A 20,796-nucleotide genomic window follows, 5' to 3' on the forward strand; every position below is an offset into this window, starting at 1 on the left:
TGCTGTTCCTGAGAGAATTATTTTATGTCCTTTGGAGCTACCTCGGTTACTGAGCCATCAGGTTCAAGATAGATAACCTTGTCCAGCATTGCATTTCTCAGCATCCTGCGACATAACAGGCAGGGTTTTCCTGATGCCAGTGTGCCATCAGCATTATAGCCCACAATATATGCCGTAGCACCCTTCATTTTTTCCGGATCACCATTGATAATGGCATTTTGCTCCGCATGAACAGCTACACACAGCTCGTAATTCTGGCCTGGCTTTATACCCAACCGCTGACGCTCGCATACTCCGGTATCAATACAGTTAGCCTCACCCCGTGGAGCTCCATTATAGCCGGTACTGATAATTATCTTATCCTTGACTATAATTGCCCCGTATCTACGCCGTAAACAAGTTGATCTTCTGCCTACAGCCTTGGCAATATCAAGAAAATAGTCATTCCATTCTGGTCTATCCTGTTTGTCAGCCATTACAGTCTCTCCTTTATTTCCGCAAAATATCGTTTCGCCAATATCACTGCCACAAAATCATCCACGGGCTCCGGAGGAACCTGCATACTGGTAGGCAATAATTTTCTCCACCCCCTTGGAGGCTTTGCCTTCCAGTATTCCTTTCTTGCCAGCTGGGTAGTATAATACTCATCCCTAACCGCAAGCTGTATATCCGGGAACTCACTCTGCAGCCGCCTGGAGGCTTCCTTGCTGGTAGTACCATTACCTATGATAATCATGCTGAAATTATACTCATCGTACAGCCTATGGACTTCCTCCAGCAATCTGCCCGTATCAACCACCTGCTGGCAACATACCTTGTCAGCAGCCGACAATATGGCCACACCACACTTATCACGCCCCGGGTCAATTCCCAAAATACAAGTATCAGACATCCTTTACCCCAATATATCTACACATTCGTTAATACCACTATTGAAATTTACACAGAAAGTTTTTCCCCTGATATATCCTGGTACTCCGGTATCACATCAAAAAACCTGTCCCGTACCAATTATTTTCAGCTTTAATCTCAAAGGCCCAAAAACCTCACAGGTTCCCTTGGAATAGGCATATATCATGCCCTTACCGTTATAAACATGCAGTGTATCTATGGCCTTATAAATCTCTTCGCCTTCTATTACACCAACATTGCCTGAAATAGGATCAGGTAGCATTCCCTTGCGGGTAGCAATCCCATTTACCCGTTTAAGGAAGGAGGTAATAGCCATATCCACAGCTTCCTCATCGTTGATATCTACATCAATACTGGTACTAGTAATCAGCTCATCCGCATCGAATACCTTTTTATTCCGGTAGAGCTGAAGAACTGTACGGACGTTTTCACCACGAATCAGATTACCAACAGATACGATACGCACAATCATATCATCCTTGCTTGCAGATATGACCTTTGATGCCTGGAGATAATCCGGCTCCAGTATCCAAATCTGCTTTTCAGCCTCACTCGCCTGGTCTCCCAATCGTCTGGATATATTGTTTCTGGCGATTTCCGTTAACACCTGGAGATCACTGTATATTTCATGCTCGTCCCTGCCAGCCTTGATTACACCACTGGACAGGACTTCCCCTGCCCGGAAGGTTATATCGCCTTCACGCATGATCTGTATACCTGTAGTCAGGCTTTCATTGCGTGATTCCAGCTGTTCATTGGTCTCCACCAGTTTGCGGTTGCTTTCCTCAAGCTTCCGGTTCCCATCCTCCAGCTTTTTATTGCTATCAGCAAGAACGGTGTTTTTTTCTGTCAGTTCCTTTTTAGCTGCCTCCAGCAGGCTATTACCATTTTGCAATTCCCTGGTTCTTTCCTCCAGCTCATCACGCTGAGCATGGAGGTTGGCCACGGCCGCCTTTGCCTTCTGCAGCTCTTCATCAGTATATTTCTGCTCAGCCTTTGCCCTTTCCAGCTCCTTGGCAGCTGTTCCCAAACGCTGTTCAGCCTCCACCATGGATTGCTGCAGCTTATCCATGCCAAACAGGGCAGTACGGACATTGTCGGATACAGTGGTCATCACTGCCAATGTCATCGTGGTAATACTTATACCGGTTAATATTGTAACCAAAATAGATGTATATTTAGGCCTCATGCCGAATACAGTCAATTTTTTCTTGCCGACCTTTGATCCCAGTCTGTCACCAATAAAGGCAATGGCCCCACCTGTAACTACCAGAACCATGATCAAAAACACACCATACATGCAGAGTCACCTCCTACATAAAAACAGATGATCACCTTGATGCCCTGTGCATCAGCCAGCCACCGGCAAACAGCCCGATAATATTAGGCAGCCACACAGCCAGCATAGGATCAACTGCTCCACTCTGTGCTATGGCTCCTGCCATAGTCATCAAACTATAATAGATAAATATAATTATGATACTGATGACAAATCCCCTTGAAGAGCTGTTTCTGTTCGGCTGCATCCCCAATGGAATAGCCACCAGTGTAAATATCAGACTGGCCATTGGAATGGTAATTCTTTGATACAATTCAGTTTCCAGCTTCTTCGTATTGACATACTGAGCCTTCATGATATCAATCTGTGCCTTAAGCTCCTTCATGGATAACTCCTCAGGCTTCTTCTGCTCCCTGATGATTTCACGGGGGCTTTCATTAATAGGTAATATCTGACTGGAAAAATGCATCGTATGATTTGTCTCACCCTTCGATACATCATAAATAATCCCGGAATACATAGTCCACTGATTATCATGCCATTCAGCATATTCTGCATTTTCAACATGACTCAGGCTGCCATTTTCAAAGGCCTGCATGGAAATACCATACATGGTATTTGTCTCAGCCTCGTACTGTCTGGCATACACCAGTCTCTGAATCGTGCCATCCTTAATTTCCTTGATAATGATATGTTCCTGGGATTGAGGTGCCAGATTGCCCTTGATTTCATAATTCAATACATTGCTGTAAGCCTCATTGGACCACGGTACCACATATTCATTAAAGGCAATGGCAAACACACTGACCAGGGCGCCCAGAATAACAGCCGGCATTGAAATGCGGTAAAAGCTGATACCACATGATTTAATAGCTGTAATTTCACTATTACCGGACATACGGCCAATGGTCAGCAGGCTTGCCAACAGCATGGACATAGGAAATGTCCATATGATAACCCCTGGCAGGCTAAGAACAAAAATCTTGGCCACGGAAGCAAGGGATGCCCCATATTCCGTTATGTACTGGGCAATACGAAACAGAGTACCAGACCCAATAAATACAGCAGAAAACGCACATATGCCAAATATAAAGGTCTTGAATACTTCTATAAAAATATACCTGTCTAAAATTCGAATCCGCATGCGCTTTACCCCTATAATTTAAAGTCCTTGCCAAGATAAAATTTCTTGGCCAATTCACTGTTCGCTATTGTTTGGCTGTCACCTTCAAGAAGGATTTTACCATTATTCAGAATATAGGCCCTGTCAACGATGTGCAAGGTCTCCCTTACATTATGATCTGTGATCAGAATACCCATTCCCCGTTCCTGCAGGTACTTGATTATCCCCTGAATATCAGCTACAGCCAAAGGATCAACACCGGCAAAAGGCTCATCAAGCAATATAAACTGTGGCTCTAAGGCCAGGCACCGTGCTATTTCCACTCTACGGCGCTCACCTCCGGACAATTCCGTCCCCAACCGATCTATCACATGGGATACATGGAACTCCTCCAAAAGCTGATTCATCCTTTTTTTGCGGGCTTCAGGATCCTTTATGTGGGCTTCAAGTATAGCCATAATATTTTCTTCCACCGTCAGATTTCGAAAAATGGAGGCTTCCTGTGCCAAATAGCTTATTCCCAATTGAGCCCGCTGATACATAGGCAAATTACCGATTGGAATCTCTGACAAAAAGACCTCACCGGAAGTAGGTTTTTCCAGCCCTACAATCATATAAAATGTCGTAGTCTTACCGGCACCATTTGGTCCCAACAAGCCAACGATCTCTCCCTTGTATACCTTAAGGGTTACATTATCCACGACATTTCTTTTTTTATATGTTTTTACTAAATTTCTGGCCTCAATGTGCACTGATCAGCCCTCCAAAATCATTTTGCAATCCCTGTTATTGAACCTTTGCCTTACCATTATCAGCCAGGAATACAGTGAGTTTTTTACTCTTTAATGTATTGTTATCCTGAATAGCCCAGGCATTACCGGTAAGTACAGCCTTTCCCGTACCGTCACCATAATAATCCACCTTGTCACCACCGGCTTCCATATTGTTAGGTGGACTTACCATATGGGCATTTCCTGTACCAATAATGTGATTGGACTGCAGATATCCCTCCATGCGGTCAGCTGTAAAGGTTCCCTCCGGAGCAGTTATGCTTCCCCCGGAAGGGATCAGCACATACTGGTTTGTATCAAAATATTCCACCCTTGGTCCGGCAAAATGCTTGTCCGCTTTTGTTCCCCGCACTGAGCCAACAGCTATCATATGCTCACCGCCATCAGTAGACACCATTTCTGCAGACATTCTCATATCATCCTTAACAGCTACAACATTTCCTGTTACCTTGCCGTCTTTTGTTTTTGTATTAAATTCCGCATAATTTCCGGTCACAGTGGAGTTGCCCTTCACCATGACCACATTACCGGTCGCGGTAGACATGCCGGTTTCCATATTGTATTCTACAACCTCTGCATCCAGAGACGCCTTTTCCGAGCTGTTCTCAGCCGCAAAAAGGGTACCTGATACTGTCAGTAAAGCTGCACAGGCCATAACACTTATTTTTTTCCCAGACTTCATATCCATAGCTAGTTCCCTTTCTCCAAGTGAGCATTTCCACTTATCTTAAAATTCCTGAATCCATTAGCACTTTCTATTCTGTCACCTGAGGCCTTTACTGCCTCCTTTTCATATTCAATGCTGGCATCGCCCTTCATGGCCAGCAATTCTTTCTCAGCCAACCATTCTATCTCAGTACAGGAAAATCTGCCACCATCGCTGCTCTCGCCTGATACGCCGTTTAAGACCTCCAGATGATGTGTCTTATCATTGAATATTGCCTTAGGAGCTGTCAGGTTTACCGTGCGTCCATCCTCAAAATTAAACACAGCCTTAACATCAGTCAATGAGGCATCCTTGGTATCAATATCCATCTCAATATTAGCAGCAGTAATGGACCATAAAATCCGGCCATCCTTTTCCTCCTGAATGGTATTCCCCTCAAAACTTACAACTCTTTTTTCCAGAGGAACACGATTAATATCAGGTCCATCAGGTATATTGTTGACTGCCCAGGCAATCAGCACAGCCAGCAATATGGAAAAAACAGCTATTATCGCCTTGCCCTTTTTACTCATTATCCTGTACCTCTGCCTTCACTGTATGATGCTTGTGAACCTGCTGCTCAGGCGGCGTATTCCACCTTTTCTGAAACCATAACCACTGTGTGGGATTATCTATAATAACCTTTTCAAGTATTTTTGTCATCTTGTATGTCAAATCAAACAAATCTTTATCTGCATCCCCTGTATCTTCATAGCGTAATACTTCACCAACCAGAACCTTGTGATGGCCATCAGGCTGACGAAGAATAAATGCCGGAATGATTGGGGAATTAAACTTTCTGGCAAATACAGCAGCCCCCATGGGCGTGGATGCAGTCTTACCGAGAAAGTCGATAAATGCACCGCCAGGACCCGCATCCTGATCCGCCAAAAATCCTAAAATCCTACCTTTTTTCAATGCCTTGGCCGCCGAAAGAAGCTCACTGGTCCCACGGGAAAAAATCTCGACATTGATAGTTGCCCGAAGGTCATTCAACGCATTGGTATAATCCATATTTGGCTGTTGCTTTGCTATGGCACTGACAGGCAAATCATTCATGGTAAAGGCTGCAGAGAGCCATTCCCAGTTTCCAACATGTCCGGTCAGTACCACTACCCCATGCTTTTCCTTCAGGGCATTCTGCATTCTCTCCAAATGCTCTATCTGAATATGTTTATGAAAATTCTTCTTGTTCAGGGCAGGCATATACAAAACTTCCATGAAGTTTTTCCCCATATTTATAAAGGATTCCCTAATGAGCCTTTCAGCCTCAGGCCTTTCAATCTTCAAGGACTCCATCATCTGCTTGATAGCCAGATTCCTCTGCTTTTTTATGAATCTGTAATATAAAATTCCCAAGCCCTTACCTGCTTTCATCAGGAAGCTGTACGGCATCCTGCAGGTAATCCAGCTCATAAGCATAAGAAGTTTGTATACCATAAAAAATCCCTCACCAAAAGAATACACTTATTGCCCAATGTTATCAACAGGGTGGCTGGCCATAAAGCTCTCTACCAAAGCTTTCCATTTGCCCTGTTTTTTCAATATATACTCAATAATCTCCCTTACTGCTCCGGTGCCCCCATGACTTTCAGCCACCAGCATTGCATATTTCTTGATTTCCGGTATGGCATCACCAACACCACAACCCAGCCCTGCTGTTATGATGAGCGGCAGGTCGTTCAGGTCATCCCCCACATAGGCAATTTCCTCATCCTTCAAATCATATTTCTGCTTAAGTTCACCATAGGCTTTTCTCTTATCAGCACAGCCTTGGGACACAGAGGAAATTTTCAGCTCGGCTGCCCGCCTTGCCACTATCTGGGATTCTCTGCCTGTAATGATGGCGCTTTGCAGTCCGGCCTTATGGAGCAGGGTGATTCCCATACCATCCCTGGCCGAAAAGGATTTGGCGATTTCACCTGAAGGCCCCATATAAATCTGCCCGTCAGTAAGAACGCCATCCACATCAAAAATGACCATTTTGATTTTTTTTGCAGCCTGTTCTGCTCCTGCACTAATAACCATATCAAACAACTCCCTGACGCAGCAAATCCGTCAAATGTACGATACCTACAGGTTTTTTATCAGCATCCACCACTGGTAAAACCGTAATAGGCCTTGGCTTATGCTTTTCCATAATACTCAGTGCTGAAGCCGCAAGCTTTTCCTTGGATATGGTCAATGGTGTCCTGGTCATCAGCTCCTCCACTGATTCATCGAGGAATTGACTTCCCTTGGCCAGGCACCGTCGTATATCACCATCAGTGACAAGTCCAATAAATACCCCATTATCATCTACTACAGAGGTAGCACCCAACCCTTTGTCCGTCATCATAAAGAGTGCTTCCTTGGCAGTAGCACTGTAATGTATAATCGGATTGTCCTCCCCACTGTGCATGACATTTTCCACGGTAAGGAGCAACCTCCTGCCCAAGGAACCTCCCGGATGAAACAATGCAAAATCCTGACGGGTAAAGTTCCTTGCCTCAAGGAGTGCCACCGTTATGGCATCTCCCATGGCCAAAGTGGCAGTAGTACTGGCCGTAGGTGCCAATCCCAAAGGACAGGCTTCCTTTTCCACACTCACATCCACATAAAAATCAGCATTTTTCCCAAGGGAAGAATCACGACGCCCTGACATTGCTACAATTTTAGCCCCTATACGCTTGATAACAGGCAATATATTGACGACTTCAGCACTTTCTCCGCTGTTAGATATGGCAATAACCACATCCTCGGCAGTCACCATTCCCAAATCACCATGAAAGGCCTCTGCCGGATGCATAAAGAAGGCCGGTGTACCTGTGCTGGCCAGGCTGGCAGCAATTTTCCTGCCAACATGTCCTGACTTGCCCATACCAGTTACTATGACACGCGCTTTACAGTCCAGTATACACTGTACCACGCGTTCAAATTCATCATCCACATGATTAATAAGCTCAAGAACCGAATCTGCCTCTATACGCAGCGTAGCAATTGCCGAATCCTTTATCATTAATATGACTCCTCTATCTTATGACGCATTGTTCAAATCCTTATTCTCCACAAAAACCATATGCTGATACAATCCGGGAGAAAAATATCATTTTCTTACCACATCATGTATTGCTATAGCACTCTTTAAAAGATCTTCCAGCTTATCAAGATAAACCATGTTAGGACCATCGCACAAGGCTTCCTCAGGATTATCATGAACCTCCATAAAGAGAGCATCCACGCCGGCACCCACTGCAGCCCTGACGAGATGAGGTACATATTCACGGTTTCCCGCTGAGCAGGTACCTGCTCCACCAGGTAACTGCACGCTATGAGTACCATCAAAAACTACAGGATAACCAAAGGACCTCATGATAGGGAATGCACGCATATCTACAACCAGATTGTTATAGCCAAAGGTTGCACCACGCTCAGTAAGCATAATCTGTGAGCATCCACCCTCGTGGAGTTTGTCAACAACATTGCGCATATCACCAGGCGCCATGAACTGTCCTTTTTTGACATTGACCACGGCACCACTTTGGGCAGCAGCGTATAAAAGGTCAGTCTGACGGCATAGGAACGCAGGAATCTGGATAATGTCTGCCACCTTGGATACCGGCTTTACCTGCTCCTCAGTATGAACATCCGTAACAATAGGCACCTGCAGTTCATCCTTGATGGTCTGAAGCATTTCCAGCCCCTTTTTCAAGCCAGGACCACGGAAGCCATTAAAGGAAGACCGGTTAGCCTTATCAAAGGAGGCCTTGAATACATATGGTATACCCAGTCTGCTGGTTATTTCCTTGATAGTACGGCCTATCATCAGGCAGCGGTCCAAACCTTCCAGTACACACGGACCAGCCAACAACGCCAACGGCTTGCCATTACCAATCTCAAAATTTCCCACCTGAACCGTATTCATATTCCTTACCATCCTTTCTAGGCTTTATGCCCATTTAAACGCTTTTCATATTCTATATTGACCAACTCCAGATCCTCCGGTGTATCTACACCAACAAAGTGGAAGTCAGTTTCTATAACCTTTATCCTGTAGCCATTTTCCAGGGCCCGAAGCTGCTCAAGAGATTCGGTCCTTTCCAAATCTGTAGGTTCCATTTTGGCATAACGCAGTAAAAAGTCCCGTTTATAAGCATATATTCCGATATGCTTATATACCTTCACCCCAGTATTTTCCCGGAAAAAAGGCAATACCGATCTGGAAAAATACAGTGCATAGTCCTTTTTGTCGGTTACCACCTTTACATTATTTGGATTATCAATCTCGGCTTTATCCAATATCGGCGATTTCACTGTTGCCATCTGCAGGTCCGGATCCTCGTCAAAAGCCCTTGCCAGGGCATCTATGATGGCAGGCTCTATCAAGGGCTCATCCCCCTGAACATTTATGATGAGCTCTGCCTCCGGATGTGCCGCTGCCACCTCTGCCAGACGATCTGTCCCCGTAGGATGATTTTTTGCTGTCATCATGGCCTTGCCGCCATTATTCACTACAGCATCATAGACCCGTTTGTCATCAACGGCCGCTATTACATCAGTAATTCTTTTCGCCTTTGCTGCCTGCTGGTATACTCTGACAATCATAGGCTTACCGGCTATATCTGCCAAAGGTTTACCCGGCAGTCTGGTTGAGGCGTATCGCGCCGGAATAATACAAAGAGTATTCATAAAATCAGCCTTTCTTCCTGCGACCCTCAAGCTTTTCCCTGAGCATCGCCTCAAATTCATCTTTTCCATCCTGCAATACCACCTCTACAGTGAGGATATACACAGGAATCGCCTTATCCTCCGGTACAGCCGCCAAAAATTCCATAGGCAGCTTTACCGCATCCTTCTCAGTAGTAACAATAGCCTCTGCACCTTGGCGTACAGCCTGTTCCATGGCATCGACCATTTCCTCCTGGGTATACTCATGATGATCCGGGAAACGGAAGCTTTCAATTATGACGGCACCGGTACTGCAGACAGTCTGCTCAAAGGACACCGGATTGCCAATAGCTGACAGGGCAACTACCTTTTTCCCTTTGATTATTGTTACAGGCATTCCCTCGTCGGCAATATTCCGCTTCCACTCACACAGTTCAATACAGGACTGCGGATGATGTATACTTTCGACAATAATAGGCTGTTTACCGTATTTTGCTATCTGATCACGGACATATTTATTATATCCTGGTAATCCCTGATCAACCTTGGTCATCAGGCACACATCAGCCCGTTCCAGATGATTCAGTGGCTCCCGCAGGGTTCCCCTTGGCAAAACATATCCATTGCCAAATAAATTTACTGAATCTATAAGCACCACATCTATATCCCTTACCAGCTTCCAATGCTGAAAACCGTCATCAAGGATTGCAACCTCTGCCCCAAAGTTATCGACTGCATACTGTCCGGTTTTGGACCGATCCGCCCCAATGAGTACAGGTACATCCGGCAAATGCTTTGCCAGCATGTACGCCTCATCACCAGCCTGATCAGCCTCCATATAAATATGTTTGCCGTCAGAAACCAATCCAACCTCCCCCTGCCATTTGGCACGGTAACCACGGTTCAGTATTACCACCTTGTAGCCCATATCCCTGATATACCTTGCCATTCGCTGTGCAGTAGGCGTCTTGCCGGTACCTCCAACAGTTATATTACCAAGACTGATAACAAAGCAATCAAGCCTGGTACTTTTGCAGATACCAAATTTGTAGCTGTCCAGCTTAATGTTGACCAACAAGCTGTATACATGAGACAGGAGATAGAGTATATGGACCACACAACGGGTAAGAAAGCCCTGGGGTTCTTTATTATGCACTATCTGCATGAAATAGGTCTGGAAGTTTTCCAGCTTATCTGTAGCCTTGACCTTATTCTGCTCAACCTTTTGCAGTAAATCACCCAATATTACAGCGGTCCGTTCTGCAGCTCCCTGGTTTTCACTTACGATGGACAGGGTTTCACGCTCCATACGATGACGCTCATCATCATCCTGAAACAGTCTTTGCACCTCATCCACCAGCTGATTACCGTCACTGACAGTGACAACTGCATTGCGGTTCTTGAACAGCGTATGGGTATCCTTGAAGTTAAACATATTATCCCCCACGATAATCGCCTTACCGTGAGCTGCCGGCTCCAGTATATTATGTCCCCCATGGGGTGCCAGGCTGCCCCCCACAAAGATAACATCCCCTACACTGTACATCTTGCCAAGCTCGCCAATTGTATTGAGTATTACCACATCATGATCTGTGGAATATTTTTCCTGCAGCTGGGTTCTGGTAACAGCCTTAAAGCAATATTGATCACAAAGCTCCAGGATTGTATTGGTGCGCAGGATAGCCCGGGGAGCAATAACCAGCTTAGCCTTCGGAAACAGCCTTTTCAGATTGTTATAGGCCTTCAGGACATGCTCCTCCTCCCCTTTATGGGTAGAACCAGCCAAAAAGATTCCCTGATTGTCATCCAGGCCCAATTCCAGCAGCAGATTATGTTTTTCCTCTTCGCTTACATTTGTGTAGGTCTGATCAAACTTGGTGTTGCCTGTAACAGTAACAAGCGCAGGGTCTGCACCAAGCTTTATTATATTTTCGGCATCCACACTGGACTGCATGGCAAAAACCTTAATGGTACTGAGAATTTCATCCCACAGGCTGTACATATAGCGATAGCGCTTTACGCTTTTATCACTGATACGGCCATTTACCATCAATACCGGGATATCCAGGCGTTTGCAGGCCCTGAGAAAATTGGGCCATAACTCAGTCTCCACAGGCATAAAAACCCGTGGGCGGACACGATAGAGGAGATTTGCTGATAACCAGGGCAAATCAAAGGGAAAATGGATAATACTGTCTGCATCCTTTATTATGCGATTGGCCATTTCATAGCCGCTGTTGGTAAATACAGACACCAATATCGGACTTTGCGGAAATTTACGATGAAATTCCGTTATTAAAGGACTGGCGGCGACTATTTCCCCCACCGAAGCAGCATGAACCCATATACAATTTTTACGGACAACCTTGTCCAGGGAATGCTTCGGCAAAAAACCAAGCTGCTGTTTGATTCTCTGAACAAATCCTTTTTCCCGGACAGCCCGAATACAGAATACCGGTGTCATCAGTATAACAACCAGTATAGCTGTAATATTGTACACTAAATGCAGCATTAATATATGTCTCCTCGCTTATGCGTTGTTATTACGGAACTGTATGTTGTATAGGTTACTATACAGACCATTCATGGCCAACAGCTTCTCATGAGTACCATGCTCAACAACATGCCCATTCTCAATGACAAAGATCTGATCGGCATTAAATATCGTGGACAGCCTGTGGGCAATCACAAAGGAGGTACGCCCACGCATCAGCTTATCCAAAGCATCCTGAACGATTTTCTCACTTTCAGTATCCAAAGCTGATGTGGCTTCATCAAGGATTAAAACCCTTGGATTTTTCAAAATAGCCCTGGCAATAGCCAGTCGTTGGCGCTGTCCACCGGAAAGATTCAGCCCCCGCTCACCAATTTTGGTATCGTAGCCTTCCGGCAGTTCAACGATAAATTCATCTGCATTTGCAGCCTTGGAGGCAGCAATAATTTCCTCATCAGTTGCATCCAGCCGGCCATATCTTATATTCTCCATCACAGTGGTGCTGAACAGCATGGTTTCCTGTGGGACCAACCCGATTTGTTCCCTAAGGGAATCTGTGGTGACATCTCTTACATCATAGCCATCCACACTTATACTCCCGGAATCAATATCATAGAATCGGGGAATAAGGTTAGCAATTGTGGATTTACCGCTGCCGCTTGGACCCACCAGGGCTATCATCTGTCCGGGCTCTGCTTCCAGATTTATATTGGACAGTGCATTCTGTCCTTCCTTGTAAGAGAAGGTAACATTATCGAACACCACCCGGCCCTTAACAGCCGGCAATTCAACGGCACCAGGGCGGTTTTTGATTTTCTCATCCATATCCATTACATCAAACACCCGGTCAGCAGCGGCCATGGCCTTCTGGATACTGCCATATACACGGCTGAGGCGTTTGACAGGGTTGGCCAAATTGACTGCATAAGTCAAAAAGGCCACCAGTTCACCGGCGGTAATAGTCTCGTTAACCACTTCATATCCGCCAAACCAAACAATAAAGGTAACTGCCACAGCAGCCAAAAATTCTACGGTTGGTGTAAGCAGACTCATGAGCTTTACATTTTTCATGGCCGCCTGGAAATTCAAAATATTTTCCCGCTCAAACCGTTTTATTTCATAGGCTTCCCTAACAAATGACTTGACCACCCTGATAGCAGAAATGCTTTCCTGAAGCATGGAGGTAATATCTGCCATTCTCTCCTGAATCAAGGTTCCTGATGATTTGAGCTTGCGCCCGAAAATCTTCATAGCATATCCGACCAATGGAATAGTCATCAATGTCAGCATGCTAAGCCGCCAGTCAAGGTACACCATCATCACCAGAGAACCTATCAGAATCGATGACTCTGTGACCATTTCAATAAGATTGTTGACAATGGCATTCTGCATGGCAGAAACATCATTGGTGACATAGCTCATAACCGTACCTGTCTGTGTCTTATCATAGTAAGACAACGGCATGCGCTGAAACTTTTTAAACAAAACGCTTCTCACATCTATGATAACGCGCTCACCTACATAGGATACAAGATAACTCTGCCCATAATAGAATACGCCCCTGATGAACATAACCACCAAAATACCTATGGCAATAAGATTCAGCATATACATATCCCGGTCCAGGAGTACCTTATCTATCATGTCCTTGATGATCCAAGGCAGATAGAGATTGGCTCCTGCCGCCATAATAATACACACCACTGCCATCAGCAGCCGTTTAATATATGGCTTTATATACATAAGCAGACGCTTATAATTCTTCATTGATTTACCTCCAGCTCAGCCCCATTATCTCGGGCTGCCGCTATAATCCTTTCAGCCACACGGGACGCAGCCCCAGGCTCGCCCAGCTGTTTTACCGCAGCAGCAAGTCCATCTATGACCATATTGCGGTAATCCGGTGAAGCATAATACTTCCTGGCCTGTCTGAATATCTCAGCACCGGTAACCTCATCCTGCAGAAGCTCCTTTTGGACCTCCTTGCCTGCCAAAATATTAGGCAGCGTGAAATAATCTATATCCACCAGCAGCTTGCCTATGGCATAATTTAACGGTGCCATACGGTACAGGGCTACACAGGGCAATCCCATAATAGCTGCCTCCAGTACCACTGTACCGGATGTAGCAATAGCAAACTGACAGATATTCATTAAATCATAAGTATGATCCCGGGTATAGTGAATAACCACACCACAATCCCCGGCAAATTCCTCCAAAAAGTCCTGGCTTATTCCCGGGGCCACAGGCAAATAAAATTCGAGCTGCGGATTATCCTCCTGTAGCAATTTAGCCCCATCCAGCATTGGTGGCAGCAATTTGGCAATTTCCTGTCTTCTGCTCCCAGGCAAAAGAAGCACCGGTACAGCTTCCGGCGAAACCGAAAAATATTTTTTGGCCTCATCAGCTGACATAGATGCCTTCACAGTATCAAGCATTGGATTGCCACAAAATGATATATTCGCCCCTGCTGCCTCATAGACAGGCAGCTCAAAAGGAAATATGGCCACCAGCTCATCTGCAACAGCAGCACATTTCCTTGCCCGGCCCTTACGCCATGCCCAGGCCGAGGGCGGAATATAGGAAAAAACCGGTATTCCCATTGCTTTTGCCTTAGCGGCCAACCGCCAGTTAAAATCAGGGTAATCAATAAGTACCAGAAGATCCGGTTTTTCACTGCGCATAAAATCACATAACCTGTTTAAAAGGAGAAAAATGCGTCTAATGTTTTTAATTACTTCCCAAACGCCCATTACGCTATATTCACGCATATCAGCACACAAGCGTACCCCGGCATCTGCCATTTGCGGACCCCCAAAGCCAATTAATTCAGCATCAGGACATTTTTCCAGCACAGCCTTGGCCAAGCTGGCCCCGTGCAGATCGCCGGAGGGCTCACCGGCAGAAAACATTATCTTTAACATTTTCCCCCTCATTTCTGAAGCATAATGATTTATCATACAAAATGCGTTACACTATATTATCGCACATTTCCTGTTTATGCACAAGAAAGGGACTGCTTCCGTCAGCCCCTTTCTTTTAATATGAACTAAATTTCTATTCCATGACAACAATAGCTATGTCATTTGCATCTGCCAGCTCTACCACCCTGGCCTTATCGACCAGCAGCGTTCGCCCGGCCTCTATTACCAACGCCTTGGCTCCTACAGCAATCATACTTTCCAGTGTAGTAACTCCCACTGCAGGAACATCAAATCTGAAATCCTGTTTTGGTTTTGCCACCTTGGCAACAACTGCGCCTCCCCGTGCCAGCTCACCGCCACGACGGATACACGCATCTGTACCCTCTATAGCCTCCAGGGCCATAACCCCCAGATTCTTGACCACTGCAGTCTGCCCTACATCCAAGCGTCCTATTTCCCGGGCCATTTCCATACCGAATTTCATATCTTTTATTTCATCATCAGTAGGTTGACGCCTGGTAAGCACTCCGGCCGCAGGCATCAATGACTTGATCAGTTCAGTCTGGTCAAAGGCCTCCAGCCCGTCCTTTGCCAACTCATTAATAAAGGCCAGCATCAAGGTATCATCCTTACGGTCCGGCAAGGTAAATATAAGTGACAGCATCCTTAAATCCGGCTGAACATGTTGGCCACTATATAAAATCTCCTTGGTAACCTTGCCCAACATGGTAACCTTATGGACACCATTCTCTTTCAAATAATCTATTATAGCCTGCAACTGGGCAACATTGATATCTGTATATCCGGCCACACATTCCTGCAGTTCTTCATCCACTCCGGGAATCAGACCAACAGCATATACCTCATATCCCAGCTTCCCTGCAGCTATTGCACACTCTACAGGCAACCTGCCAACACCGGCCAACAGCCCGATTTTTTCCATATTTAACCTCCGCCAATTAATCCTCAGCGTCGTCTGCCGAATCCTTGGAATTATGTCTGTTACTTGGACGGCAGATTCCCCGGTCAGCATTCTTCAGGAATGTAAGGAGGTGCTCTACCTCCTCACAGGATTCCACCTGATTTTCGATTTCCTTAATGGCATCATCCAGCCTGAGCCCGGAACGATACAGCAGCTTGTATGCCTGCTTTATCTTTTTGCGTGATTCGATTGAAATGCCTGCCCGGGACATACCTATAGTATTAAGCCCACAGGCCTTGGCAGGAGACCCCTCCACCAATGTAAACGGCACAATATCATGCACATTCCGGGACATGCCACCCACCATGGCATTGCGCCCAATACGCACGAACTGATGAAAGCCTGCCATTCCACCAACAACGGCCCGGTCCTCGATGATTACATGCCCTGCTATCATAGCTGCATTGGCCATAACTACATGATTTCCCAAAACGCAGTTATGTGCTATATGTACATATGCCATCAGCAGACAGTCATCACCTATACGGGTCACTTCATCTTCCCCGCAGGCACGATGCACAGTGCAAAATTCATGAATCTTGGTACGATCACCTATTTCAACGAAGCTGCGCTCTCCCTTAAACTTCAGGTCCTGAGGCTCCTCACCTACAGATGCCCCCTGAAAAATATGACAATCCTTACCAATTTTGGTCCATCCGGTAAGCACTACACTAGGTCCAATCTCAGTACCATCACCTATCTCGACATGCTCGCCAATCACCGAAAATGGTCCTATCTTGACATTTTTCCCCAGCTTGGCATTTGGATGTACCACAGCAAATTTATGTATATCTGCAACAGAATTGTTATTATCTGTCATAAAACTACACTCCTTTAGTATGCCCAATAATATGCACCTACTATTATATAAATTAATATAATGTCATAAGCAGTTACATCTCATTTTTGGCGAAAATAAGCCATATATGGGCAAATACTAAAAATTATTCCATTTTTCACAGCAATATACCCATATTACTGATTTTCTGGTCGCTGCAGGGCAAAAGTAAAATCTCCCTGTGCCGCAAAAACATTATCAACAAAAGCCTCTGCATGAAGGCGGCCATAGTCGCCATGCACTTTCATAAGCTCAGCCTTCATAATAAGCTGATCCCCCGGAACAACCATTTTTTTAAATTTAATATTATCCATGCCCCCAAACAGAGCTATTTTCCCCCTGTTTTCCTCAGGATAAAGCATGGCAATGCCCCCCACCTGCGCCATGGCCTCAAGGATCAGAACGCCAGGCATGATGGACTTATGAGGAAAATGACCATGAAATTGCGGTTCATTGAAAGTTACATTCTTGATGCCTGTTGCTGATTTAAAAGGATCAATTTCTATAATCCTGTCAACCAGAAGAAAAGGTGCACGATGAGGCAAAATTTTCTTAATCTCGTCTATTTCTAATATCATGGTAAAAACCTTCTTTCTTTTAGCGTAGTTTTCTATTTATATTTACTTTCTGCAAAACTGGTCATATAAACATTTTGCCAATGTGGTATTCAATGCATGGCCCGATTTCACTGCAATAAAATGTCCCTTTACAATGCCGGTCAGCCGCAAATCGCCAACTATATCCAAAATTTTGTGCCTCACCAGCTCATCGGGATAAATCAACTCATTCATCCAGCCCTCATCATTATACACAATGACATTTTCCATTGTGCCCCCAAGGCCGAGTCCCATTTTGCGCAGGGCCTCCACCTCTGCTTCATAAGCAATAGTTCTGGCCGGAGCAATCTCCCGTTGAAAGACCTCCCTGGAAATCTCATAGTCTCCATACTGTATGCCAATGAGCGGATGAGGGTTTATAGAGGTAAAACTCACCCTGAAGCCATCATAAGGCAATGCAATGACAAACTTATCCCCATCATCAACGCGGTATAACCTGTCAATAATTATTTCCTTTCGTGGCGCCTCCAGGGATTTAACCCCTGCCTTCTGAATCAGCTCGCAAAAAGCTCTGCAGCTGCCATCAGCCACAGGCGGTTCCTCCGCATTCATGAGCACTCGGCAATTATCAATTCCCATGGCATGAAATGCCGACATCAGGTGTTCAATGGTAAACACCTTGATTCCATTATCTTCAATTGTCGTTGCCCGCATAGTCGATGTCACATTAGCTGCGATTGCCCTTACCTGTGGATTCCCTGGCAAGTCACTTCTTACAAACACTATGCCAGTATCAGCAGATGCCGGCTGCAGCACCATTTCAACATTTATTCCTGAATGCAGGCCAACCCCTGTATAACTCACTTCTGAGTTAAGGGTAGTCTGATTAACCAAATTCAGCCCTCCTTAACAAAACGTATCATCTTAATTTTAGCGAATAATTATCAATACTGCAAGTTTACTAATCAAGGCCTATACTGCGAACAGACTTCCATCTGTCATGGAGCCAGAACCAGTCCTCAGGATATTTTCTGATATGGCTTTCCAGCACATCCATCAAGTGTTGTGTCGCAACTTCAATATCCTTTTTCTTATCCTTGGTCCGTTCAACATAAACAGGCGGATAAACCTTTATATGATGACCGCCATCCGGCCTGTGCATCATTTGAGCATGAAAGATAGGTGCTTTCTTGGAGCGTGCTATTGTAGCCGGTCCCACAAAGCAATTGGTCTTACGGTTAAAGAATTCTATGATAATTCCATCCCGAAGGCTGGGATCCTGATCAGTGATTAAACCAATCATCCACCCCTCCTGAATCATATTAAACATTTCCCTGACCCCACTTGTATAGGTAATATGCATGCCCACAAGAGTCCGATATTCATTAATAAACCTGTCCATGGCGCTGTTTTTCTGCTTGCGTGCCACCCCCACCAGGGGAACACCATAATAGGCCAGAGCTGCTCCCATAAGCTCCCAGCTGTCGCTGTGGGAAGTTGCAATTACCGCCCCCTGCTTACGGTTAATAGCCTCCATTAAATACTCAAGGCCTTCAATGGACACATATTCCTTCATAAAATCATTTTTTATCAGCTCAGGATACCTTAATACCTCCATGAGCATTGGGCCAAACTGTATCCATGAGGCTCTTGCAATCCGCTCTGCTTCCGTCTCCTCAACGGTCAGGCAGCGGATAATATTATCGACTGCCATTCTTTTCCTTTTTGCCGGAACAAGCAGCCAGGTAACTTTCCCCAACCATCTTCCAAAACTGTTACAGGAATCCATGGAAAAACGACATGCCAGCCAGCTAAAAAATTTCATCAAATAATATCCCATAAAATTTCCTTCCAACCCGAATCTTTTCCTGAATAAGCATATAAATCGACCATTAATATAAATTTTACTCTTGAACAGCGAATAGTCAAGCCAACACAGGTCACGAAGGACATGGCTGTCCATCATCATTGGCTGTCCCTGTTAAAGGAACAGGTCAATGCCTGCCTTATCGGAAAAAAAGCTGCCCCAAGGCAGCTTTTTTTATTTTGTATTCAGTTCAGCCAGCTTTTTTTCCAAAGCCTTAATTTTCTTACTCATATCAGTTATCTTCTGCAAATGGGCCTGCATTCTCAGCCACTCCTGGTGAGGACGGGCCGGGAACCCGGCGTAAAATACTCCCTCCGGAGTATTGCCGATTATACCGCTTCGGGCAGCAAACACAGAATTCCCACCGATATTAATATGACCGACTGTACCTGTCTGACCACCAAAGGTAACATTGTCACCTGTATTGGTGGAACCGGATATTCCCACCTGAGCAACGATCAGATTATTGGCTCCAATATGGCAGTTATGTCCAATGTGTACCAGATTATCCACCTTGGTACCATGACCTATTATTGTAGATCCTATAGTGGCCCGGTCGATACCGGCATGGGCCCCTATTTCCACATCATCCTCCAGAACAACATTGCCAACCTGTGGTACCTTGGTATGGATACCATCCTTTGTAGTGAAGCCAAAACCATCGGCCCCTATTACAGCAGAGCTGTGAATGATTACCCTTTTACCGACCTTACAGTGTTCCCTAATGGTAACACTGGAATACAGTACTGTGTAATCACCAATCTCAGAATATTGTCCCACATATACATGAGGATATATGGTAACGCCATCGCCTATCACCGCATGGTCATCCACATAAGCAAAAGGCAGGATAGTAACGCCTTCACCGATTGTTACATCCTTGCCAATGTGGGCATCTTCACTTATTCCCTTTTCATGGCGTATTGGAGGGAAAAATGTGGTCAACAGAACTGCAAAAGCTGCTCTGGTATCCTCCACATAAATCGCCGGCAATGGAAAATCTGTTTTTACAGTATTTGGCAATAACACTGCACCGGCCTTGGAAACGGCAGCTGCCTCCACATGAGCCTCATCAGCAAAGGTAATGGAAGCATTGTCAGCGCCCTCTATGTTATTTACACTGCTGATAACAATGGAAGAATCGCCTTCAAGGCGACCACCTACCAGCTTCGCGATCTCCTGTAGTGTCATTTTCATAATATTTTCTCCTCTTACTGGAGCTTTGCTATGACCTCATCAGTAACATCAATGCCACCAGAAATCATACTGTCCTTACCATTGCTCTTAATTACAGCATCCAACTTCTTTTCCTGGGCTATGCCATCCATTGCTGCATAAATCTTTGTCTGCACCTGGGTAGCATACTGCTGCTGAATACCTGCACCCTGCATCCTGAGCTGCTGCTGCAAATCCTGCAGTTTCTGGACATCCTCTTCAGAATTAATATTGGCAGCGTGCTCCTGGAGCTGCTTTTCTGCATCCTTCTGGAAATCCTCCATACGGGTCTTCATCTCATCCATAGAGCTTTTTACCTGAGGAGCCTCCTGCTGTATACGGGTATAATCAACATAGCCTATATTGACCTTGCCACATCCGGCAGTTACAAGCATAACACAAACTGCCATTAACATTAAAAATAACGATTTTTTCTTTGCCTTCATCGTACATTTCCTCTT

22 protein-coding genes are annotated in these 20,796 nt (G+C 45.2%); all 22 read right to left on the reverse strand.

The window, feature by feature from the left end:
• Positions 1-17: 17 nt before the first annotated feature.
• The 22 genes from K6C05_RS04920 to K6C05_RS05025 all read right to left on the reverse strand — a co-directional run bounded on the left by K6C05_RS04920 (position 18) and on the right by K6C05_RS05025 (position 20,781).
• Positions 18-476: a dCMP deaminase family protein gene (locus tag K6C05_RS04920; RefSeq protein WP_296731950.1), complete on the reverse strand. Its 459-nt coding sequence runs from the start codon at positions 474-476 to the stop codon at positions 18-20.
• The gene (locus tag K6C05_RS04925; protein WP_296731952.1) at positions 476-892 is read right to left on the reverse strand and encodes a pre-16S rRNA-processing nuclease YqgF; all 417 of its coding nucleotides are present in this window, start codon (positions 890-892) and stop codon (positions 476-478) included. Before K6C05_RS04925 ends, K6C05_RS04920 begins: the two co-directional genes overlap by 1 nt.
• A gap of 96 nt (positions 893-988) precedes the next feature.
• On the reverse strand, positions 989-2,212 hold the full coding sequence (locus K6C05_RS04930) for a DUF3084 domain-containing protein (RefSeq protein ID WP_296731954.1): 1,224 nt from the start codon (positions 2,210-2,212) through the stop codon (positions 989-991).
• A gap of 31 nt (positions 2,213-2,243) precedes the next feature.
• Positions 2,244-3,335 carry an LptF/LptG family permease gene (locus tag K6C05_RS04935; protein ID WP_296731956.1) on the reverse strand — a complete coding sequence of 364 codons (1,092 nt, stop codon included), beginning with the start codon at positions 3,333-3,335 and terminating at the stop codon, positions 2,244-2,246.
• A gap of 11 nt (positions 3,336-3,346) precedes the next feature.
• Positions 3,347-4,066, reverse strand: a complete 720-nt coding sequence (gene lptB, locus K6C05_RS04940) for an LPS export ABC transporter ATP-binding protein (RefSeq protein WP_296731957.1) — start codon at positions 4,064-4,066, stop codon at positions 3,347-3,349.
• 34 nt (positions 4,067-4,100) lie between these two features.
• Positions 4,101-4,793, reverse strand: a complete 693-nt coding sequence (locus tag K6C05_RS04945; protein WP_296731960.1) for an LptA/OstA family protein — start codon at positions 4,791-4,793, stop codon at positions 4,101-4,103.
• Positions 4,794-4,795: 2 nt separating this feature from the next.
• Positions 4,796-5,344: an LPS export ABC transporter periplasmic protein LptC gene (lptC, locus tag K6C05_RS04950; RefSeq protein WP_296731962.1), complete on the reverse strand. Its 549-nt coding sequence runs from the start codon at positions 5,342-5,344 to the stop codon at positions 4,796-4,798.
• Positions 5,337-6,251 carry a lysophospholipid acyltransferase family protein gene (locus K6C05_RS04955; RefSeq protein WP_296731965.1) on the reverse strand — a complete coding sequence of 305 codons (915 nt, stop codon included), beginning with the start codon at positions 6,249-6,251 and terminating at the stop codon, positions 5,337-5,339. Before K6C05_RS04955 ends, lptC begins: the two co-directional genes overlap by 8 nt.
• A gap of 27 nt (positions 6,252-6,278) precedes the next feature.
• The gene (locus K6C05_RS04960; RefSeq protein ID WP_296731967.1) at positions 6,279-6,839 is read right to left on the reverse strand and encodes an HAD-IIIA family hydrolase; all 561 of its coding nucleotides are present in this window, start codon (positions 6,837-6,839) and stop codon (positions 6,279-6,281) included.
• 1 nt (position 6,840) lies between these two features.
• Positions 6,841-7,809, reverse strand: a complete 969-nt coding sequence (locus K6C05_RS04965; RefSeq protein WP_296731970.1) for a KpsF/GutQ family sugar-phosphate isomerase — start codon at positions 7,807-7,809, stop codon at positions 6,841-6,843.
• Positions 7,810-7,896: 87 nt separating this feature from the next.
• Positions 7,897-8,715 carry a 3-deoxy-8-phosphooctulonate synthase gene (gene kdsA, locus K6C05_RS04970; protein ID WP_296731972.1) on the reverse strand — a complete coding sequence of 273 codons (819 nt, stop codon included), beginning with the start codon at positions 8,713-8,715 and terminating at the stop codon, positions 7,897-7,899.
• Positions 8,716-8,732: 17 nt separating this feature from the next.
• A complete protein-coding gene (gene kdsB / locus K6C05_RS04975) occupies positions 8,733-9,479 on the reverse strand; it encodes a 3-deoxy-manno-octulosonate cytidylyltransferase (protein WP_296731974.1) in 747 nt (248 codons plus the stop codon).
• A gap of 4 nt (positions 9,480-9,483) precedes the next feature.
• Positions 9,484-11,967, reverse strand: coding sequence for a tetraacyldisaccharide 4'-kinase (lpxK, locus tag K6C05_RS04980; RefSeq protein WP_296732052.1), 2,484 nt, complete (start codon positions 11,965-11,967; stop codon positions 9,484-9,486).
• Between the two features lie 21 nt (positions 11,968-11,988).
• Positions 11,989-13,719 (reverse strand): lipid A export permease/ATP-binding protein MsbA, encoded by a 1,731-nt coding sequence (msbA, locus tag K6C05_RS04985; protein ID WP_296731977.1) that lies wholly within the window; start codon positions 13,717-13,719, stop codon positions 11,989-11,991.
• Positions 13,716-14,876 carry a lipid-A-disaccharide synthase gene (lpxB, locus tag K6C05_RS04990; protein WP_296731979.1) on the reverse strand — a complete coding sequence of 387 codons (1,161 nt, stop codon included), beginning with the start codon at positions 14,874-14,876 and terminating at the stop codon, positions 13,716-13,718. The genes msbA and lpxB overlap by 4 nt, the downstream gene beginning before the upstream one ends.
• 133 nt (positions 14,877-15,009) lie before the next feature.
• Positions 15,010-15,819 (reverse strand): UDP-2,3-diacylglucosamine diphosphatase LpxI, encoded by an 810-nt coding sequence (lpxI, locus tag K6C05_RS04995; protein WP_296731980.1) that lies wholly within the window; start codon positions 15,817-15,819, stop codon positions 15,010-15,012.
• A gap of 16 nt (positions 15,820-15,835) precedes the next feature.
• Positions 15,836-16,678, reverse strand: coding sequence for an acyl-ACP--UDP-N-acetylglucosamine O-acyltransferase (gene lpxA / locus K6C05_RS05000; protein WP_296731982.1), 843 nt, complete (start codon positions 16,676-16,678; stop codon positions 15,836-15,838).
• 155 nt (positions 16,679-16,833) lie between these two features.
• The gene (gene fabZ / locus K6C05_RS05005) at positions 16,834-17,274 is read right to left on the reverse strand and encodes a 3-hydroxyacyl-ACP dehydratase FabZ (protein ID WP_296731986.1); all 441 of its coding nucleotides are present in this window, start codon (positions 17,272-17,274) and stop codon (positions 16,834-16,836) included.
• Between the two features lie 42 nt (positions 17,275-17,316).
• On the reverse strand, positions 17,317-18,147 hold the full coding sequence (gene lpxC / locus K6C05_RS05010) for a UDP-3-O-acyl-N-acetylglucosamine deacetylase (protein WP_296731988.1): 831 nt from the start codon (positions 18,145-18,147) through the stop codon (positions 17,317-17,319).
• 67 nt (positions 18,148-18,214) lie between these two features.
• Positions 18,215-19,093, reverse strand: a complete 879-nt coding sequence (locus K6C05_RS05015; RefSeq protein ID WP_296732055.1) for a lysophospholipid acyltransferase family protein — start codon at positions 19,091-19,093, stop codon at positions 18,215-18,217.
• A gap of 201 nt (positions 19,094-19,294) precedes the next feature.
• The gene (gene lpxD, locus K6C05_RS05020; protein ID WP_296731992.1) at positions 19,295-20,317 is read right to left on the reverse strand and encodes a UDP-3-O-(3-hydroxymyristoyl)glucosamine N-acyltransferase; all 1,023 of its coding nucleotides are present in this window, start codon (positions 20,315-20,317) and stop codon (positions 19,295-19,297) included.
• Positions 20,318-20,331: 14 nt separating this feature from the next.
• Positions 20,332-20,781, reverse strand: coding sequence for an OmpH family outer membrane protein (locus tag K6C05_RS05025; protein WP_296731994.1), 450 nt, complete (start codon positions 20,779-20,781; stop codon positions 20,332-20,334).
• Positions 20,782-20,796 lie beyond the last annotated feature (15 nt).

This window comes from Anaerovibrio sp. (assembly GCF_024697385.1).
GTDB lineage: Bacteria > Bacillota > Negativicutes > Selenomonadales > Selenomonadaceae > Anaerovibrio.

Excerpts from the sequence above, each read along its gene's own strand:
- K6C05_RS04920 (WP_296731950.1), bottom strand. The coding sequence starts at position 476 with ATGGCTGACAAACAGGATAGACCAGAATGGAATGACTATTTTCTTGAT.
- K6C05_RS04925 (WP_296731952.1), bottom strand. The coding sequence starts at position 892 with ATGTCTGATACTTGTATTTTGGGAATTGACCCGGGGCGTGATAAGTGT.
- K6C05_RS04930 (WP_296731954.1), bottom strand. The coding sequence starts at position 2,212 with ATGTATGGTGTGTTTTTGATCATGGTTCTGGTAGTTACAGGTGGGGCC.
- K6C05_RS04935 (WP_296731956.1), bottom strand. The coding sequence starts at position 3,335 with ATGCGGATTCGAATTTTAGACAGGTATATTTTTATAGAAGTATTCAAG.
- K6C05_RS04945 (WP_296731960.1), bottom strand. The coding sequence starts at position 4,793 with ATGGATATGAAGTCTGGGAAAAAAATAAGTGTTATGGCCTGTGCAGCT.
- lptC (WP_296731962.1), bottom strand. The coding sequence starts at position 5,344 with ATGAGTAAAAAGGGCAAGGCGATAATAGCTGTTTTTTCCATATTGCTG.
- K6C05_RS04955 (WP_296731965.1), bottom strand. The coding sequence starts at position 6,251 with ATGGTATACAAACTTCTTATGCTTATGAGCTGGATTACCTGCAGGATG.
- K6C05_RS04960 (WP_296731967.1), bottom strand. The coding sequence starts at position 6,839 with ATGGTTATTAGTGCAGGAGCAGAACAGGCTGCAAAAAAAATCAAAATG.
- K6C05_RS04965 (WP_296731970.1), bottom strand. The coding sequence starts at position 7,809 with ATGATAAAGGATTCGGCAATTGCTACGCTGCGTATAGAGGCAGATTCG.
- kdsA (WP_296731972.1), bottom strand. The coding sequence starts at position 8,715 with ATGAATACGGTTCAGGTGGGAAATTTTGAGATTGGTAATGGCAAGCCG.
- kdsB (WP_296731974.1), bottom strand. The coding sequence starts at position 9,479 with ATGAATACTCTTTGTATTATTCCGGCGCGATACGCCTCAACCAGACTG.
- msbA (WP_296731977.1), bottom strand. The coding sequence starts at position 13,719 with ATGAAGAATTATAAGCGTCTGCTTATGTATATAAAGCCATATATTAAA.
- lpxB (WP_296731979.1), bottom strand. The coding sequence starts at position 14,876 with ATGTTAAAGATAATGTTTTCTGCCGGTGAGCCCTCCGGCGATCTGCAC.
- lpxI (WP_296731980.1), bottom strand. The coding sequence starts at position 15,819 with ATGGAAAAAATCGGGCTGTTGGCCGGTGTTGGCAGGTTGCCTGTAGAG.
- lpxA (WP_296731982.1), bottom strand. The coding sequence starts at position 16,678 with ATGACAGATAATAACAATTCTGTTGCAGATATACATAAATTTGCTGTG.
- fabZ (WP_296731986.1), bottom strand. The coding sequence starts at position 17,274 with ATGATATTAGAAATAGACGAGATTAAGAAAATTTTGCCTCATCGTGCA.
- K6C05_RS05015 (WP_296732055.1), bottom strand. The coding sequence starts at position 19,093 with ATGGGATATTATTTGATGAAATTTTTTAGCTGGCTGGCATGTCGTTTT.
- lpxD (WP_296731992.1), bottom strand. The coding sequence starts at position 20,317 with ATGAAAATGACACTACAGGAGATCGCGAAGCTGGTAGGTGGTCGCCTT.
- K6C05_RS05025 (WP_296731994.1), bottom strand. The coding sequence starts at position 20,781 with ATGAAGGCAAAGAAAAAATCGTTATTTTTAATGTTAATGGCAGTTTGT.